Consider the following 16212-nt stretch of genomic DNA (forward strand, 5'->3'; position numbering starts at 1 on the left):
CGTGGCGGCGGGTGAGCCGATCGATGATCCCGCCACTCACGCTCACGCCGGGGCCCCGACCAGGTGCTTGAGCACCGAGGTGAAGAAGCCCAGGCCGTCCAGGGAGGGCCCGGTGAGCGCCTCCACCGCGTGCTCGGGATGCGGCATGATGCCGATCACGTTGCCGGCCTCGTTGGTGATCGCGGCGATGTCGCGCTGCGATCCGTTGGGGTTGCCGCCGACATAGCGCGCGACCACCCGGCCCTCGGCCTCCAGCCGGTCCAGCGTCGCCGGGTCGGCGACGTAGCAGCCCTCGCCGTTCTTGACCGGGATGAGCACCTCCTGGCCGGGCTGGAACGCGTTGGTCCAGGCGGTGCCGGTGGCCTCGATCCGGAGGACCTGGTCCCGGTTGCGGAAGTGCAGGTGCTGGTTGCGGGTGAGCGCGCCGGGCAGCAGGTGGGCCTCGCAGAGGATCTGGAAGCCGTTGCAGATGCCGAGCACCGGCAGGCCGCCGCGGGCGGCGTCGACGATCGAGCCCATCACCGGGGCGAACCGGGCGATCGCGCCGCAACGCAGGTAGTCACCGTAGGAGAAGCCACCGGGCAGGACCACGGCGTCGACGCCGTGCAGGTCCGGGTCGCCGTGCCAGAGCCGGACCGGTTCGGCGCCGGCGATCCGGACGGCCCGGGCCGCGTCCCCGTCGTCGAGCGAGCCGGGGAACGTCACCACACCGACCCGCGCGCTCACGAGCGGGCGTCCGCGGTCTCGTCGGCCTCGGCCAGGCGGACGGTGAAGTCCTCGATGACCGGGTTGGCGAGCAGCTTGTCGGCGATCTCCCGGGCGCGGTCCAGGTCCGGTTCACCGGTGAACTCGATCTCGATCCGCCTGCCGATCCGGACCGAGGCGACGTCGCTGACGCCGAGCCGGGGCAGCGCGTTTGCGACGGCCTGGCCCTGAGGATCGAGGATCTCGGGCTTGAGCATGACGTCGACGACGACGCGAGGCACGGGGCACTCCTGACTGTGTACGCAGTTGGGTGCCGGCCCACTACGGGCGAGCGCAGCCAGCCTACCTGGCAGATCCCGTCCCGACCGCACCGGCCGGTGCCCGCTCAGGCAGTGATCGGCGTAACCGGCCACCCGGGCGGGGGGCCGATACGCGTTCGTTGCGGCGTCGATATGAATTCGTTGCCGGCTGTCGCGGGCGACTTCGGGCACCAAGGGCCCCACCAGGCATTTCCCCGCGGATGCCCGCCGGTCCGACCGGTTTCCGACAGGCGGGAGGGCGGATCGCCCCCGGCCCGCCGTAACATCGCCGAATTTCGATTTAACTCTTGTGACGGACATCCGCCCGCCCTTAGCATGCATCGTCAGACGTCGATGAGTTTGTCGGCTCCGACCGCCGGGTCCACCCCCGCTCGGCGGTCGCCACCTGCCCGGCGACCCCGGGCACCCCCTCCGCAGAAGGAGTCCCCCGAGATGCGTCTCCGTCCCCTGCTCGCCGTGCTGACCACCACCCTCGCCGGGGTGCTCGCCACCGCCTCCGGCGCCACCGCCGCGCCGGCCGGCCCGCAGCCGATCATCGGTGGCAGCACCGTCTCGTCCGCCCCGTGGGCCGCCGCCGTGTTCAGCAACGGCTCGTTCACCTGCTCCGGCAGCGTGATCGCGTCCCAGTGGGTGCTCACCGCCCGGCACTGCGTCAGCGGCACGATGTCGGTGCGGGTCGGCAGCGTCTACCGCGCCTCCGGCGGGGTCACCCGCACGGTGAGCGCCTCCTACACCCGCAACGACCTCGCCCTGCTCCGCCTGTCCAGCGCGGTCAGCACCTCCACCGTGACGTTGGCCAGCAGCAACCCGCCGGTCGGCTCCACCAACTCGATCTACGGCTGGGGCATGACCTGCTACAGCGGCTGCAGCGCGTCCAGCCAGCTCAAGACCGCCACCGTGCAGGTGACCAGCACCAACGCCACCGACGCCTACGGCGGCCAGGCGATCCGCAGCACCCGGATCAACGGCAACGCCTGGCGGGGCGACTCGGGCGGCCCGCAGTTCTACAACGGCCGCCAGGTCGGCGTCGCCTCCACCGCCGACGGCTCCAGCATCCAGAACTACGGCAGTGTCGCGTACAACCGGGCCTGGATCACCTCGACGGCCGGTGTCTGACGGTTAGCGCCGGTGCGGCGCGGATGGGTCGGTGGCACCCCGACCGTCCGCGCCGCGCCGTTTTGCAGCATCCGATCAGGTGAACACGGCTCACGAACCGGCCGCCCGACGGCTGACAGCATCGGAACCGTGCTGGTCGTGACGACGGATCAACTGCCCGGCTACGAGATCCGCCAGATCCTCGGCGAAGTGGTCTCCTCGATGGCGCGGACCCGCAACCCGTACCGCGAGGGGGTCAAGAACCTGCGCGGTGGCGCCTACGACCCGATGGCGCCGGACAACCTCACCCGCTGGCGTACCGACTCGGTGGCCCGGCTGGGCGAGGAGGCCATGCGACTCGGCGCGAACGCGGTGATCGGCATGCGCTTCGACAGCCGGGACTGCGGCGAGATGTGGATGGAGATCTGCGCGTACGGGACGGCGGTGATCGTCGTACCCAAGACGCCCGACGTCATGCCGCCGGACCAGCCGATGATCGCGGCCGAGACCGCCCACGACCCGGAGATCGCCTCCGCGCCCGGCGGCATCGCCGAGCCGGCCAGCGCCCCCAACCTCCGGACCGCCGGCGAAACCCCCACTCCCGGCTCCTGACCCCCTCAGAGGATGGGCGGCGGGGAGTAGGCGGCGGCTTCGGGGTGCGCTTCCACGATCTTGGCGATGCGGGCGGTCACCCGGTCGACCTGGGCCCCGGCGGCGCCGACGAAGGCGTTGCGGTCGGCGACCAGGGCGTCGATCTCGGCCCGGCTCAGGCCCAGCCGCCCGTCGGCAGCGAGCCGGTCGAACAGGTCGTTCTCGGCGGCGCCCTTCTCCCGCATGGCCAGCGCCACGGCGACCGCGTGCTCCTTGATCACCTCGTGCGCGACCTCCCTGCCGACGCCCCGGCGGACCGCCGCGACCAGGATCTTGGTGGTCGCCAGGAAGGGCAGGAAACGCTCCAGCTCCCGGTTGATCACCGCCGGGTACGGCCCGAACTCGTCCAGCACCGTGAGGAACGTCTGGAACAGGCCGTCGGCGGCGAAGAAGGCGTCCGGCAGGGCCACCCGGCGGACGACCGAGCAGGAGACGTCCCCCTCGTTCCACTGGTCGCCGGCCAGCTCGCCGACCATCGACAGGTAGCCCCGGATGATCACCGCGAAGCCGTTCACCCGCTCCGACGAGCGGGTGTTCATCTTGTGCGGCATGGCGCTGGAGCCCACCTGGCCCGGCTTGAAGCCCTCGGTGACCAACTCCTGGCCCACCATGAGCCGGATCGTGGTGGCCAGCGACGACGGCGCGGCGGCGACCTGGGCCAGCGCGGAGAGCACGTCGAAGTCCAGCGACCGCGGGTAGACCTGGCCGACGCTGTCCAGCACCCGGGCGAAGCCCAGGTGCTCGGCGACCCGGCGCTCCAGCTCGGCCACCTTGCCGGCGTCGCCGTCGAAGAGGTCGAGCTGGTCGGCGGCGGTGCCCACCGGCCCCTTGATGCCGCGCAGCGGGTAACGGTCGATCAGGTCCGTCAGCCGCTCGTACGCGATCAGCAGCTCCTCGGCGGCCGACGCGAAGCGCTTGCCCAGCGTGGTGGCCTGCGCGGCGACGTTGTGCGACCGGCCGGTCATCACGAGGCCCGAGTACTCGTGGGCGTGCCAGGCCAGCCGGACCAGGGTGGCGACCACCCGGTCCCGGATCAACTCCAGCGAGGCCCGGACCTGGAGCTGCTCGACGTTCTCGGTGAGGTCCCGGGAGGTCATCCCCTTGTGCACGTGCTCGTGCCCGGCGAGCGCGCTGAACTCCTCGATGCGGGCCTTCACGTCGTGCCGGGTGACCCGTTCGCGCTCCGCGATCGAGGCCAGGTCCACGTCGTCGACCACCCGCTCGTACGCCTCGACCACCCCGTCCGGCACCGGCACGCCGAGGTCCCGCTGGGCCTTGAGCACGGCGAGCCAGAGCCGCCGCTCCATGCGTACCTTCTCCTCGGGCGACCAGAGGGCGACCAGCTCGGGCGAGGCGTAGCGGTTGGCGAGCACGTTCGGGATCGTCACGTGCCCATTCTCCCGTACCCGCCGACCAGCGCGCCGGTCGCCCCGAGCCGGCCGACGGTCAGGGCAGGGAGAGGGTCGGGTCCAGGGCGATGGCGGTCATCTCCGCGGCCGTGAGCAGGAACTCCTCCGACCGGCTCATGGCGGCTACCCGCACCCTCGTCCCGTCCGGCCGGAAGACGTCGACCGTCCGGTCGCCAGGGCGGATGACCGGCCGGCCGGGAGGCATGTACCGCGCCTCCAGATCGACGACCCTGATCCGCTCGCCGTTCGGACCCCGCGAGGTCTCGCAGGCCCGCTCGCTCCCCGAGCAGTCCGCGGGCTCCGCCGGCTGGCCGGCCTTCGGCCTGCTGATCTCGATGGAGAGGCGGGCCCGGACATCACCCCGGACCGCCACCCCGTGGCCGACCCACCCGGACGCGGACAGGTGCGAGAACGGGTTGACCGGCCAGCTTGGTTCGGCCACGGCCGGCCCCGACCACTCCGCCATGTCGTTCTCGTGCTCGACGCCGGACACCCAGCGCAGCCCCGGCGCGGACCGGTCGAGCGCCGCCAGCATGGCGCTCCGGACCCGCGCCTCGGCCGTTCGCCCGTCGGCGCTCGCCCCGGGCGACACGGATCCGACCGCCGGGCCGGTGCTCGACGTGCCCTCGGTGACCAGCACGGAGGCACCGGTCGCGACCGCGAGCACGGTCACGGCGGACAGCCCGTACGCGCCCACGCGGCGGCGCCGGGCCCGCCGCGCCTCCCGCCCGATGATCTGATCAAGATCGACCGCCGGGGCCGGCGGTGCGCCGATCGCTTCGTCGAGGATCTCCTGGTAGGTCATGCCCGCCTCCCGTACTCCGTGGTCATCTGGCTTCCGGCGAGCAGGCGCAGGTGCTCCAGCGCCCGGGCGGCCTGGCTCTTCACCGTCCCGGTGCTGATGCCGAGGATCTCCGCGGTCTGCTCGACGGACAGGTCGCAGTAGAACCGCAGCACCACCACGGCCCGGCGCCGTGGCGCGAGCCGGCCGAGCAGGTCCCACAGCAGCTCCCGGTCCGCCAGCGGCGACTCCCCGGCGCCCGGATCCGGCTGATCGGGCAGCTCGTCGCTGCTCCATTCCCGCCGCCACGGCCGCCGCCGCTCGTCCAGCCAGGCATGGGTCAGCACCCCGCGGACGTACGCGTCGACGTTCTCCGCCGCCCGGACCCGCCGCCAGTGCCGGTAGAGCCGACCGACGGTGATCGACACCAGATCGTCGGCCAGGTGCCAGTCCCGGCAGAGCAGGTACGCCGTCCGGCGCAGCCGATCCAGCCGGGCGGACACGAACTCCCGGAACTCGTCCTCGTCGCGCCGGTTCACGCCGCGGAACCTGTTGCTCGCCTCATGCCCATGGGACGGAAGGCGACCCCCCTCGGGTTGCTCACGATGCGAGACCGCCGCCCGTTATGCCGGTCGGGACAGCGGGACACCTTCCCATGGGTGAAGATCATCGCTGCCCCTTCCCGGGTCCCCATACTCCTCGAACCGAGGATCCACATGCGCACATCTCTCTTCGCCGGGCTCTGCGCAGCCGCGCTGACCGGTGCCTCACTCCTCACCCTCGCCGGTCCCGCGCAGGCCGCGGACGGCACGACCCTCTACGTCCGGCCGACGGTCACCACCTGCTCCGACACCGGACCCGGCACCTACGACCAGCCGTTCTGCACGATCGGCGCCGCCGCGTCGGTCGTCTCCGCGGGGCAGACCGTCGAGATCAGCGGCGGCGTCTACCGGGAGCACGTCACCGTCACCCGGTCCGGCACGCCGGACGCGCCCATCGTCTTCCGGGGCGGTCCCTCCAGCTCGCAGCTGGTCGGCACGGCGGCCGGGATCACCATCGACGGCCAGCACGACATCAGGATCGAACGGATCCAGGTCCCCGGCGCGGCCGACCACCCCGCACTGGACATCCGCAACGCCGCCCGCATCACGGTTGAGGGCGGCGGCTACTCGCTGACGAGCGGTGCGACCGGGACGGTCGTACGCCTCACGGGTGTCACCGACTCGGTCCTGAATCGCTTCTTCGTCTCCGGCAGTTCGCTGACCACGGGCATCGTGCTGGACGAGGCCACGTCCGGCGTGCGCCTGTCGTCGATGGACGTCGTGGGCAACCCGAACGATCCCGTCGAGCAGAGCGTCGGGATCCGGGTCGAGGGCCCCGACAACACGATTGCCGGCAATTCCTTCCAGCGCTTCACCGGAGCCGCCATCAGCGTCGCGGCGAGCGCGCGCGGGACGACCGTGGCGAACAACGAGATCACCGAAGGACTCGGGTACGGCGTCCACAACACCGGCGCCACCGGCACGGCGATCACCAACAACACCATCCAGGACCGCTGCCGCGGCGGCGTCCGCGTCGAGGCCGGCTCCACCGGCGTCTCGGTGCAGAACAACCGGCTCGTCAAGAGCCCCAACCACAGCTGCCCGTCGCCGCCGGGGCACGGCACGCAGATCGCCGTCGAGGGCGGCGCCACCGCCGACACGGTGGTCGACTACAACCTCGCCGACCTCTACCTGTCCGGCTCGTCGGCGATCTACTCCTGGAACGGCACCCCGATGGGCCTGACGGCATTCCGCGCCGCCTCCGGCCAGGCCGCGCACGACCTGGACACCCCGGGCCCGACGGGCGGCTACGACTCGGCCAACTCGGCCGCTCCGGGCTTCCCGGCGACCGACCGCAACGGCACCGCCCGGGTGGACGATCCGGCGGTGCCGAACACCGGCGCCGGTCCGCTGCCCTACGCCGACCGGGGGGCGGTCGAGACCGTCCGCGGCCCGGACACCCGCTTCGCCCTCACGCCGAACCTCGACACCGGCTCGGTCACCGTCGACGCCTCCGCCACCGTGCCGGGGACCGTGCCGATCGCCACCTACCGGTTCGACTTCGGCGACGGCACGGTCGTCACCCAGGGCACGCCGATCGCCACCCACCGGTACGCCGCCCGGAACACGTACAGCGTCTCCGTCCGGGCCACCGGCACGGACGGCCGCAAGGACGACACCACGCACGCGGTGAGCGTGCTGCCGCGCACCGGCACCGTCGGCCTCCTCGCCACGTCCGCCCTCCGGTACGTCGCTCCGATGGCCAACGTGCCGTGGCCCTCGCTCGCCGCGGGCGGGCCGGACCTCGGCACCGTCGCCCAGCTCGACCTGGTCGATGCCGGCGACGGCAAGGTGGCCCTGTTCCAGCGTTCGGCCGGCCGGTACGTCTCTGCCGACACGGCCGGGGTGACCGCACTGACCTACCAGACGGTGGTGGTCGGCGACACCGAGCGGTACACCCTGGTCCGCAACGCGGACGGAACGGTCAGCCTGAAGTCGGTCGCCGCCGGGAAGTACGTGACCGCGACCGCGAACGCGACCACGCCGCTGGTGGCCAACGGCAAGACCATCGGCACCGAGCAGAAGTTCTACCGGGTGAACGTCGCCGACGCGGACCGCTCGTTCAAGGCCGGCGCGAACGGCAAGTACGTCACCGCCGAGAGCGCCGGAGCCAAACCGCTGATCGCCAGCCGGACCAGCGTCGGCCCGTGGGAGCGGTTCGACCTCGCCGACCTCGGCAACGGGCAGGTCGGCCTGTTCGCCCACGCGAACAACCGCTTCGTCTGCGCGGACAACGCCGGCCTCAACCCACTCATCGCCAACCGCACCAGCGCCGGCGCCTGGGAGACGTTCACCCTGATCCGCAACGCCGACGGCACGGTCAGCCTGAAGGCAACCGTCAACAGCCGCTACGTCACCGCCGACAGCGGCGGCGCGAAGCCGCTGATCGCCAACCGCACCGCCATCGGCCCCTGGGAGAAGTTCACCCTCGAAGGCTGACCCAGCACACGACAGCGACGCCCGCCCGGCTGACACAACCGGGCGGGCGTGGCCGTTCGTGTCGAGGTCGAGGCGCCGTCCGAAACGCCGACCGGGGCAGCGGGGACACCTGCCCATGGGTAAAAATCAACGCCCGGGTTTCGTCCGGGTTCCCTTTCCTCTCGACCGAGGATGCACATGCGCCATTCCTCAGTCGCCGGGCTCACCGCACTCGCGCTGACCGGCGGATCCCTGCTGTCCCTCGCCACCCCGGCCCAGGCCGCCGACGCGGCGGTCCTCTACGTCCGCAAGATGTCGACCGCCTGCTCCGACACCGGGGCCGGCACCCTCGCCCAGCCCTACTGCTCCATCGCCCCGGCCGTCGCGCGGGTCACCGCCGGCCAGACGGTCGACGTCGGTCAGGGCAGCTACCCCGAGCGCGTCACCGTCGCCAGCTCCGGCACGCCGGACCAGCCGATCACCATTCTGGCCAGCAACGTCGCCACGCTCAGCGGACCGTCGGCCGGCTTCGTCATCGACGGCCAGCACGACATCGTGCTGCAGAACCTCCGGGTGGACAAGGCGGTCGACGTGCCTGCCCTCGACCTCCGGAACGCCGCCGGCATCAGGATCCAGGGCGGCAGCTACGCCATGGCCGACGCCCCCACGGCACCCGCGGTACGCCTCACGGGCGTGGCCCGATCGACTCTGAAGAATCTCGCCGTCAGCGGAAAGAAGCTGGTTGGCGGGATGGTCCTGGACGCCTCGACAACGGGCGTCGTCGTCAGCTCGTCGTTCGTGAGCACCAGCTCGTCGTCGAACCTGCTGCACACCGACCACACCGTCGGAATTCGGGTCGACGGCCCCGGCAACACCCTGCTGAACGACATCGTCACCGGCTTCACGGATGCCGGGGTGGTGATCGGCCCGGACGCCGACGACATGGTGTTGGCGAACAACCAGGTCAACAGCAGCGGCGGGGTCGGGATTCACAATCGGGGCGCCAGCGGCACTGCGATCACGAACAACACCGTGCGCGACCACTGCCTGGACGGCATCCGGGTCGACGGGGCGTCGGCGGGCGTATCGGTGCAGAACAACGTGCTGATCTCCAACGGCCTGGGCACCCAGGACTACTGCGACTCGACGGCCGACCCCACCGCCGAGATCGGCGTCTACGACGACGCCGGCAAGACCACGACGATCGACTACAACAACACCACTCACGGCTTCACACCGGCCGGGACGAACTACTCCTGGAACGGCACCCGGATGAGCCTGGAGTCGTTCCGGAGCGTGTCCGGGCAGGCTGCCCACGACAAGAACACGGCGTACACCGCAGACGCCCAGGACTCGGCGAACTCCGCGGCGCCCGGTTACCAGACCACTGACCGGACCGGCGCCGCCCGGGCCGACAACCCCGCGGTGCCGAACACCGGCGCCGGCCCGATCGCCTACGCCGATCGGGGCGCCACCGAAGCCCTGGGCACCCCGGTCGCCAACGTCGACCCGAGGCTCGACCTCGGCGCGTCCTCGGTCACCCTCGACGCCTCGGCCTCCACCCCCGGCTACGTCCCGCTCACCTCGTACGTCTTCGACTTCGGGGACGGCACGGTGGTCACCGAGAGCACGCCGGTCGCCTCGCACACCTACGCCGCGGTCGGCACGTACCAGGTGTCGGTGACGGTGTCCGGCAGCGACGACCGGGCCGCCACCAGCACGCAGAACGTCAGCGTGCTGCGGCGTACCGGCACGATCGGGCTGCTCTCGCTCTACAACCTTCGATACGCGGCCTCGGCGACCGCGGGGCAGGGTGTGGTGGCTGACCAACTCACGCTCGGTGCCTCCGGCCAGTTCGACCTGGCGGACGCCGGCAACGGCCAGGTCGCCCTCTTCTCCCGGGCCACTCGCCGGTACCTCGGCAACGGCGGCTCGGTACTCCCGCTCCGCACGGATGTCACGGCGAACGAGAAGTTCGACCTGGTGCGTAACTCCGACGGCACGGTCAGCCTGGGGAACGGCGGCACCTACGTGAGCAACCCGTCGGGCACCGCGCCGCTGACCGTCGTCGCCACCACGATCGGCACCCGGGAGAAGTTCTACCGGGTGAACGTCGCCGAGGCGGACCGCTCGTTCAAGGCCGGCGCGAACGGCAAGTACGTCACCGCCGAGAGCGCCGGAGCCAAACCGCTGATCGCCAGCCGGACCAGCGTCGGCCCGTGGGAGCGGTTCGACCTCGCCGACCTCGGCAACGGGCAGGTCGGCGTGTTCGCCCACGCGAACAACCGCTTCGTCTGCGCGGACAACGCCGGCCTCAACCCACTCATCGCCAACCGCACCAGCGCCGGCGCCTGGGAGACGTTCACCCTGATCCGCAACGCCGACGGCACGGTCAGCCTGAAGGCAACCGTCAACAGCCGCTACGTCACCGCCGACAGCGGCGGCGCGAAGCCGCTGATCGCCAACCGCACCGCCATCGGCCCCTGGGAGAAGTTCACCCTCGGAGGCTGACCCAGCACACGACAGCGACGCCCGCCCGGCTGCCACAACCGGGCGGGCGTCGGCGTCAGCGCTCCAGGATCGCCGTCACGCCCTGCCCGCCGGCCGCGCAGATGGAGATCAGGCCGCGCCCGCTCCCCTTCTGGTCGAGGAGCTTGGCCAGGGTCGCCACGATCCGGCCGCCGGTGGCCGCGAACGGGTGCCCGGCGGCCAGTGAGGACCCGTTGACGTTGAGCTTGTCCCGGTCGATCGAGCCGAGCGGCGCGTCCAGGCCGAGCCGCTCCTTGCAGAACTCCGGCGACTCCCAGGCGGCCAGGGTGGCCAGCACCTGCGAGGCGAACGCCTCGTGGATCTCGTAGTAGTCGAAGTCCTGCAGGGTCAGCCCGGCCCGGGCGAGCATCCGGGGCACCGCGTACGCGGGTGCCATGAGCAGGCCCTCGTCGCCGTGCACGAAGTCCACGGCCGCCGTCTCGGACCAGGAGAACCAGGCCAGCACCGGCAGGTGGTGAGCACGGGCCCACTCCTCGGACGCCAGCAGCACAGTGGACGCCCCGTCGGTGAGCGGCGAGGAGTTGCCGGCGGTCATGGTGGCCGCCTCGGCGTCCGGACCCTTGGCGCCGAAGACCGGCTTCAGCGAGCCGAGCTTCTCCAGGCTGGTGTCCGCGCGGAGGTTCTGGTCGCGGGTGAGCCCCAGGTAGGGGGTCATCAGGTCGTCGAAGAACCCCTTCTCGTACGCGGCGGCGAGCCGCTGGTGCGAGCGGAGCGCCAACTCGTCCTGGGCCTGCCGGTCGATGTTCCAGCGCAGCGCCGTCTTCGCGGCGTGGTCGCCCATCGACAGCCCGGTCCGCGGTTCGGCGTTGCGCGGGATCTCCGGCTTGAACGGCTGGAGCGGGCGCAGCTTGGCGGCGAGCTTCAGCCGTTCGCCGAGGGTCCGGGCGGAGTTGAGCTGGATCAGGGTCCGGCGGAGGTCCTCGTTGACCGCGAGAGGCGCGTCGGAGGTGGTGTCGACGCCGCCGGCGATGCCGACCTCGATCTGCCCGAGGGCGATCTTGTTGGCGACCAGGATGGCGGCCTCCAGCCCGGTGCCGCAGGCCTGCTGGATGTCGTACGCGGGGGTGTGCGGGTCGAGCCGGGAACCGAGCACCACCTCGCGGGTGAGGTTGAAGTCCCGGGAGTGCTTGAGCACGGCGCCGGCCACCACCTCGCCGACCCGCTGCCCGGCCAGCCCGAACCGGGCGACCAGCCCGTCCAGCGCCGCGCCGAGCATGTCCGCGTTGGACGCGTGCGCGTAGCGCGAGTTGGAGCGGGCGAAGGGGATGCGGTTGCCGCCGATCACCGCGACCCGCCGGACACTCTGCACGATCGGCCTCCTCGAAGCTGTTGCCCGAACCCTACTCGCCAGTAGGCTACGCCTATGACCGACAGGTACGCGAGCTTCGTCCAATCGGGGGCCGGCCGCGCGCTGGTCAAGCGCCTCGGGCTGCCCGACCCGCCCCGCCTGCGCCGGCACACGCCGGGCGACCCGCTCGTTCCCGGGCCGGTCCTGCTCGGCGCGTCGACCGGTGGCCGGCTCGCCGAGCCGGTGGGCAAGGCGCTGACCGCCGCCGGGGTCGAACTGGTCGACCCGGCCGCCGCCACCGACGCCACCGCCCGCTTCGCGGCCCTGGTGTACGACGCCAGCGGCATCACCGACTCCACCGGCCTGCGCCAGCTCTACGACTTCTTCCACCCGCAGGCCCGGGCGCTGCTGCCCAGCGGCCGGGTGATCGTGCTGGGCACCCCGCCGGCCGAGTGCGGCTCACCGCGGGAGGCCACCGCCCAGCGCGCGCTGGAGGGGTTGACCCGCAGCATCGGCAAGGAGTTCGGCCGTGGCGTGACGGCCCAGCTCGTGTACGTCACGAGGGACGGCGACGCCGGCACCCCGGTCAGCCTGGAGTCCACCCTGCGCTTCCTGCTCAGCGGCCGGTCCGCGTACGTCTCCGGGCAGGTGATCCGGGTCGGCGCCGGGACCGCCGCCGCGCCGGCCGACTGGGACCGGCCGCTGGACGGCCAGGTGGTCCTGGTCACCGGGGCGGCCCGGGGCATCGGCGCGGCGCTGGCCCGGGTGCTCGCGCGGGACGGCGCCTCGGTCGTCGCGCTGGACATCCCGGCCGCCGGTGACGAGCTGGCCGCGGTGGCCAACGAGATCGGCGGCAGCGCCGTGCAGCTCGACCTGACCGCCCCGGACGCACCGACCCGGCTGGCCGAGCACCTGGCGAGCCGGCACGGCCGGGTCGACGTGGTGGTGCACAACGCCGGCATCACCCGGGACAAGACGCTCGGCCGGATGGACGCCGACCGCTGGGACTCGGTGATCGACGTGAACCTCTCCAGCCAGGAGCGGATCAACGACGTGCTGCTGGAGCGGGGCCTGATCCCGGCCGGCGGCCGGATCGTCTCGGTCTCCTCGATCGCCGGCATCGCGGGCAACCGGGGCCAGACCAACTACGCGACCAGCAAGGCCGGGGTGATCGGCCTGGTCGACTCCCTCTCCCCGGTGCTGCGCGAGCGGGGCATCAGCCTCAACGCGGTCGCACCCGGCTTCATCGAGACCCGGCTGACCGCCCGGATCCCGCTGATGATCCGTGAGGCGGGCCGGCGGATGAACAGCATGGCCCAGGGCGGCCTGCCGGTGGACGTGGCCGAGACGATCGGCTGGCTGTCCTGGCCGGCGAGCGGCGCGGTCAGCGGCAACGTGGTCCGGGTCTGCGGCCAGAGCCTGCTGGGGGCGTGATGGCGCGGCGAAAGCAGCGGCCGGAGGAGCCGGCCGAGGAGCTGTCGGTGCACGAGCTGATCGACGGGCCGACCCAGGACCTCACCTCGGCCCGCGCGGCGCTCGCCGCCCGGAACGCCCCGGAGCCGCCGGTCGAGGCGACCCAGGACCTGTCCGCGCTGGCCCAGGACCGCACCCAGGACCTGTCCGCCCTGGCCGACGACCGCACCCGCGACCTGTCCGGCGCGGCAGCCGCGGTCACGTCGGGCGGCGCGGCCACCCTGGTCGCGCCGGAGCGCACCGGGCCGGACGGCCGGCTGCGCCTCGACCTGCCGCGGCTGCCGGCGCCGGGGGCGCTCTACCGGCGGGCCCTGCTGGGGGCGCTGCCCGGCATGGGTGGCCGGCGCCGGCCGGATGTGCCCGCCGTGGAGCTGGCGGTCTCCGGTGTGCCGGTCGACCCGGCCCACCTCGCGGACTACGACCGGGTCTGCGGGTTCCGGCTGGCCGACCGGCTGCCGGCGACGTACCTGCACGTGCTGGGCTTTCCGTTGTCGCTGCGGCTGATGACCGCGCCGGAGTTCCCCATCCCGTTGACCGGAGTGGTGCACGTGGCCAACCGGATCACCGTGCACCGGCCGGTCGAGGTCGGCGAGACGGTGGACTTCCGCACGTACGCCGAGAACCTGCGCCCGCACGAGCGGGGCCGGCAGCTCGACGTTGTGCTGGTCGGCTCGGTCGGTGGGGAGGAGGTCTGGCGGGGCGTCTCGACGTACCTCGGAAAGCAGCGCTCCGCGGGCGGCGGCCCGCGGCCCGACCGGGGTGACCGCCCGACCCCGCCGGCCTCGGCGCACTGGCGGGTGACCCCCCGGGTGGGCACCGGCTACGCGCGGGTCTCGGGCGACCACAACCCGATCCACACGTCCCGGCTGGGCGCGCGGCTGTTCGGCTTCCCGCGCCCGATCGCGCACGGCATGTGGAGCAAGGCGCGCTGCCTGGCCGCGCTGGAGAGCCGGCTGCCGGAGGCCTACACGGTGGAGGTGGCGTTCAAGCTGCCCGTGCCGCTGCCGTCCACGGTGGCCTTCAGCGCCACGGCCACGGGCGCGACCTGGGACTTCGCGCTGCACGACGCGCGGCAGGGCCGGCCGCATCTGGTGGGCACCGTCCGCTGAGGAAAGAGGGGCTTGAGGTCCCCTCTTTCGTGCGTTAAGTTGTTCTCAGATTGAGTTGTTCTCAAGATGAGAGAGACGGGACGCCGTGAACGAGCAGGACTTCCTGGCCGCGTACGACCCTCGGGACTACCCGGCGGTCGCCGTCACCGTCGACGTGGTGGCGCTGACCGTCCGCGAGGGCGCGCTGCACGTGCTGCTGATCCGCCGGGCCGCCCCGCCCTACACGGGGCACTGGGCGCTGCCCGGCGGCTTCGTCCGCCCCGACGAGGACCTGGCCACCGGCGCCCGGCGCGAGCTGGCCGAGGAGACCGGGCTCGGCGGCGAGCGGCTGCGCCGCGTCCACCTGGAGCAGCTCGCCACCTACGGCGGGCCCGACCGGGACCCGCGGATGCGGGTGGTCTCGGTCGCCCACCTGGCCTTCGCCCCCGACCTGCCCGACCCGGTCGCCGACACCGACGCCGACGACGCCCTCTGGCTGCCGGTGACCGCGCTGACGAGCCGGCAGCTCGCCTTCGACCACGGCCGGATCATCGACGACGGGCTGGAGCGGGCCCGCTCCAAGCTGGAGTACACGCCACTGGCCACCCGCTTCCTCGAACCCGAGTTCACCATCACCGAGCTGCGGGCCGTCTACGAGACGGTCTGGGGGCACCCGCTGCACGCCGGCAACTTCCACCGCAAGGTGCTGTCCGTGCCCGGCTTCGTGGAGAGCACCGGCGCCAGCACCGAGCGCGGCGGCGCGCGCGGCGGACCCCGGGCCAAGCTCTACCGCGCCGGCGACGCCCGGCTCCTCCACCCGGCGCTCCTGCGCCCCGCCCGGGAGGAGACGGTGCGGTGAGGACCGAGGAGGCCATCCGGCTGGTCGCCACCGCGCGCGGCGACGCCGACCTGTTCGGCACCGACGCGCCGGCCCGCCGCTACCGCGAGCTGGTCACGGCCCTGCACCCCGACCGGCTCGGCGCCCTCGACCCGGGGGTACGCGCCGCCGCCACCGACGCGCTGATGACGGTGACCGCCCGCTGGCGGGGCGGCCGCGGCGCCCAACTCGGCGACTACACGCTGCGCCGGATCGCGTACGTCGGCGACCTGGCCGACCTCTACGACGTCGGGCGGGACCGGCTGCTCAAGCTGCCCCGCGACCCGGCCGACGACGACCTGATGGCCCGCGAGGCGCGCGCCCTGCGACGGATCGCCGAGCGGGGCGACCCGCGGCACCTGTCCTACGTGCCCCGGCTCGTCGACCACCTGCCCGTCCAGGACCCGGCGACCGGCGCGGAACGGCTGGTCAACGTGGTGGCCGCGGCACCCGGGCTGCGCAGCCTCGACGAGGTGCGCCGGGCGTACCCGGACGGGGTGGACCCGCGCGACGCGGCCTGGATGTGGCGGCGGCTGCTGGTCGCCCTCGGCCTGGCCCACCGGGCCGGGGTGGTGCACGGCGCGGTGCTCCCCCGGCACGTGCTGATCGAGCCGGACGCGCACGGCGTGGTCCTGGTCGACTGGTGCTTCGCGGTGGTCGGCGAGGGCGCCGTCCCGGCGCTGGTCCCCGGTTACGAGGAGTGGTACCCGGCCGAGGTGACCGCGCGGCGGCCCGCCGGCCCGGGCACCGACCTGGCCATGGCCGCGCGCTGCATGACCTGGCTGATGGCCGACCGGGCCCCGCGCGAGCTGCGGGCCTTCGCGGCCGGCTGCCGGCGCCCGAAGCTGGCCGCCCGCCCCGACGACGCCTGGCGGCTGCTCGGCGAACTCGACGAGGTGCTGGAACGCCTCTTCGGCCCCCGCACCTTCCGACCCTTCACCCTCAATCCCTAGGG

At 72.9% G+C, this 16212-nt stretch carries 14 protein-coding genes; 8 read left to right on the top strand and 6 right to left on the bottom strand.

Annotation, left to right across the window (positions count from 1 at the left end):
• Nucleotides 1-42: 42 nt before the first annotated feature.
• Both purQ and purS read right to left on the bottom strand, forming a co-directional pair.
• Nucleotides 43-726, bottom strand: a complete 684-nt coding sequence (purQ, locus tag RMN56_RS10610) for a phosphoribosylformylglycinamidine synthase subunit PurQ (RefSeq protein WP_313723651.1) — start codon at nt 724-726, stop codon at nt 43-45.
• A complete protein-coding gene (gene purS / locus RMN56_RS10615) occupies nt 723-986 on the bottom strand; it encodes a phosphoribosylformylglycinamidine synthase subunit PurS (RefSeq protein ID WP_154229431.1) in 264 nt (87 codons plus the stop codon). The genes purQ and purS overlap by 4 nt, the downstream gene beginning before the upstream one ends.
• Before the next feature lie 471 nt (nt 987-1457).
• Between purS and RMN56_RS10620 the strand changes: the two genes are divergently transcribed.
• Together RMN56_RS10620 and RMN56_RS10625 are read left to right on the top strand one after the other, a co-directional pair.
• Complete coding sequence (locus RMN56_RS10620; RefSeq protein ID WP_313723652.1) at nt 1458-2141, top strand: S1 family peptidase; 684 nt, start codon at nt 1458-1460, stop codon at nt 2139-2141.
• Between the two features lie 69 nt (nt 2142-2210).
• The gene (locus RMN56_RS10625) at nt 2211-2732 is read left to right on the top strand and encodes a YbjQ family protein (protein WP_262283576.1); all 522 of its coding nucleotides are present in this window, start codon (nt 2211-2213) and stop codon (nt 2730-2732) included.
• A gap of 5 nt (nt 2733-2737) precedes the next feature.
• Here RMN56_RS10625 and purB read toward each other — a convergent pair whose 3' ends face one another.
• Genes purB through RMN56_RS10640 form a run of 3 tightly spaced genes read right to left on the bottom strand, consistent with a single transcriptional unit; the run spans nt 2738 to nt 5500 of the window.
• Complete coding sequence (purB, locus tag RMN56_RS10630) at nt 2738-4159, bottom strand: adenylosuccinate lyase (RefSeq protein ID WP_313723653.1); 1422 nt, start codon at nt 4157-4159, stop codon at nt 2738-2740.
• 58 nt (nt 4160-4217) lie between these two features.
• The gene (locus RMN56_RS10635; protein WP_313723654.1) at nt 4218-4985 is read right to left on the bottom strand and encodes a hypothetical protein; all 768 of its coding nucleotides are present in this window, start codon (nt 4983-4985) and stop codon (nt 4218-4220) included.
• The gene (locus RMN56_RS10640) at nt 4982-5500 is read right to left on the bottom strand and encodes a SigE family RNA polymerase sigma factor (protein WP_313723655.1); all 519 of its coding nucleotides are present in this window, start codon (nt 5498-5500) and stop codon (nt 4982-4984) included. Before RMN56_RS10640 ends, RMN56_RS10635 begins: the two co-directional genes overlap by 4 nt.
• 177 nt (nt 5501-5677) lie before the next feature.
• On the opposite strand from RMN56_RS10640, the gene RMN56_RS10645 reads away from it, so the two are divergent.
• Together RMN56_RS10645 and RMN56_RS10650 are read left to right on the top strand one after the other, a co-directional pair.
• Entirely contained in the window at nt 5678-8002 is a 2325-nt protein-coding gene (locus RMN56_RS10645; RefSeq protein WP_313723656.1) for a right-handed parallel beta-helix repeat-containing protein, read from the top strand.
• A 177-nt stretch (nt 8003-8179) separates the two neighbouring features.
• Entirely contained in the window at nt 8180-10492 is a 2313-nt protein-coding gene (locus RMN56_RS10650; RefSeq protein ID WP_313723657.1) for a PKD domain-containing protein, read from the top strand.
• 55 nt (nt 10493-10547) lie between these two features.
• On the opposite strand, the gene RMN56_RS10655 is transcribed toward RMN56_RS10650, so the two are convergent.
• The gene (locus RMN56_RS10655) at nt 10548-11840 is read right to left on the bottom strand and encodes an acetyl-CoA C-acetyltransferase (RefSeq protein ID WP_313723658.1); all 1293 of its coding nucleotides are present in this window, start codon (nt 11838-11840) and stop codon (nt 10548-10550) included.
• Nucleotides 11841-11894: 54 nt separating this feature from the next.
• Between RMN56_RS10655 and RMN56_RS10660 the strand changes: the two genes are divergently transcribed.
• The 4 genes from RMN56_RS10660 to RMN56_RS10675 all read left to right on the top strand — a co-directional run bounded on the left by RMN56_RS10660 (nt 11895) and on the right by RMN56_RS10675 (nt 16210).
• Entirely contained in the window at nt 11895-13253 is a 1359-nt protein-coding gene (locus RMN56_RS10660; protein WP_313723659.1) for a 3-oxoacyl-ACP reductase, read from the top strand.
• Between the two features lie 260 nt (nt 13254-13513).
• Nucleotides 13514-14401 (top strand): MaoC/PaaZ C-terminal domain-containing protein, encoded by an 888-nt coding sequence (locus RMN56_RS10665; protein WP_313724704.1) that lies wholly within the window; start codon nt 13514-13516, stop codon nt 14399-14401.
• Between the two features lie 85 nt (nt 14402-14486).
• The gene (locus RMN56_RS10670; protein ID WP_313723660.1) at nt 14487-15239 is read left to right on the top strand and encodes an NUDIX hydrolase; all 753 of its coding nucleotides are present in this window, start codon (nt 14487-14489) and stop codon (nt 15237-15239) included.
• A complete protein-coding gene (locus tag RMN56_RS10675; RefSeq protein ID WP_313723661.1) occupies nt 15236-16210 on the top strand; it encodes a BUD32 family EKC/KEOPS complex subunit in 975 nt (324 codons plus the stop codon). Before RMN56_RS10670 ends, RMN56_RS10675 begins: the two co-directional genes overlap by 4 nt.
• Nucleotides 16211-16212 lie beyond the last annotated feature (2 nt).

Source organism: Micromonospora halotolerans, from assembly GCF_032108445.1.
GTDB classification, from domain to species: domain Bacteria; phylum Actinomycetota; class Actinomycetes; order Mycobacteriales; family Micromonosporaceae; genus Micromonospora; species Micromonospora halotolerans.

Excerpts from the sequence above, each read along its gene's own strand:
- RMN56_RS10620 (WP_313723652.1), top strand. The coding sequence starts at position 1,458 with ATGCGTCTCCGTCCCCTGCTCGCCGTGCTGACCACCACCCTCGCCGGG.
- RMN56_RS10635 (WP_313723654.1), bottom strand. The coding sequence starts at position 4,985 with ATGACCTACCAGGAGATCCTCGACGAAGCGATCGGCGCACCGCCGGCC.
- RMN56_RS10645 (WP_313723656.1), top strand. The coding sequence starts at position 5,678 with ATGCGCACATCTCTCTTCGCCGGGCTCTGCGCAGCCGCGCTGACCGGT.
- RMN56_RS10650 (WP_313723657.1), top strand. The coding sequence starts at position 8,180 with ATGCGCCATTCCTCAGTCGCCGGGCTCACCGCACTCGCGCTGACCGGC.
- RMN56_RS10660 (WP_313723659.1), top strand. The coding sequence starts at position 11,895 with ATGACCGACAGGTACGCGAGCTTCGTCCAATCGGGGGCCGGCCGCGCG.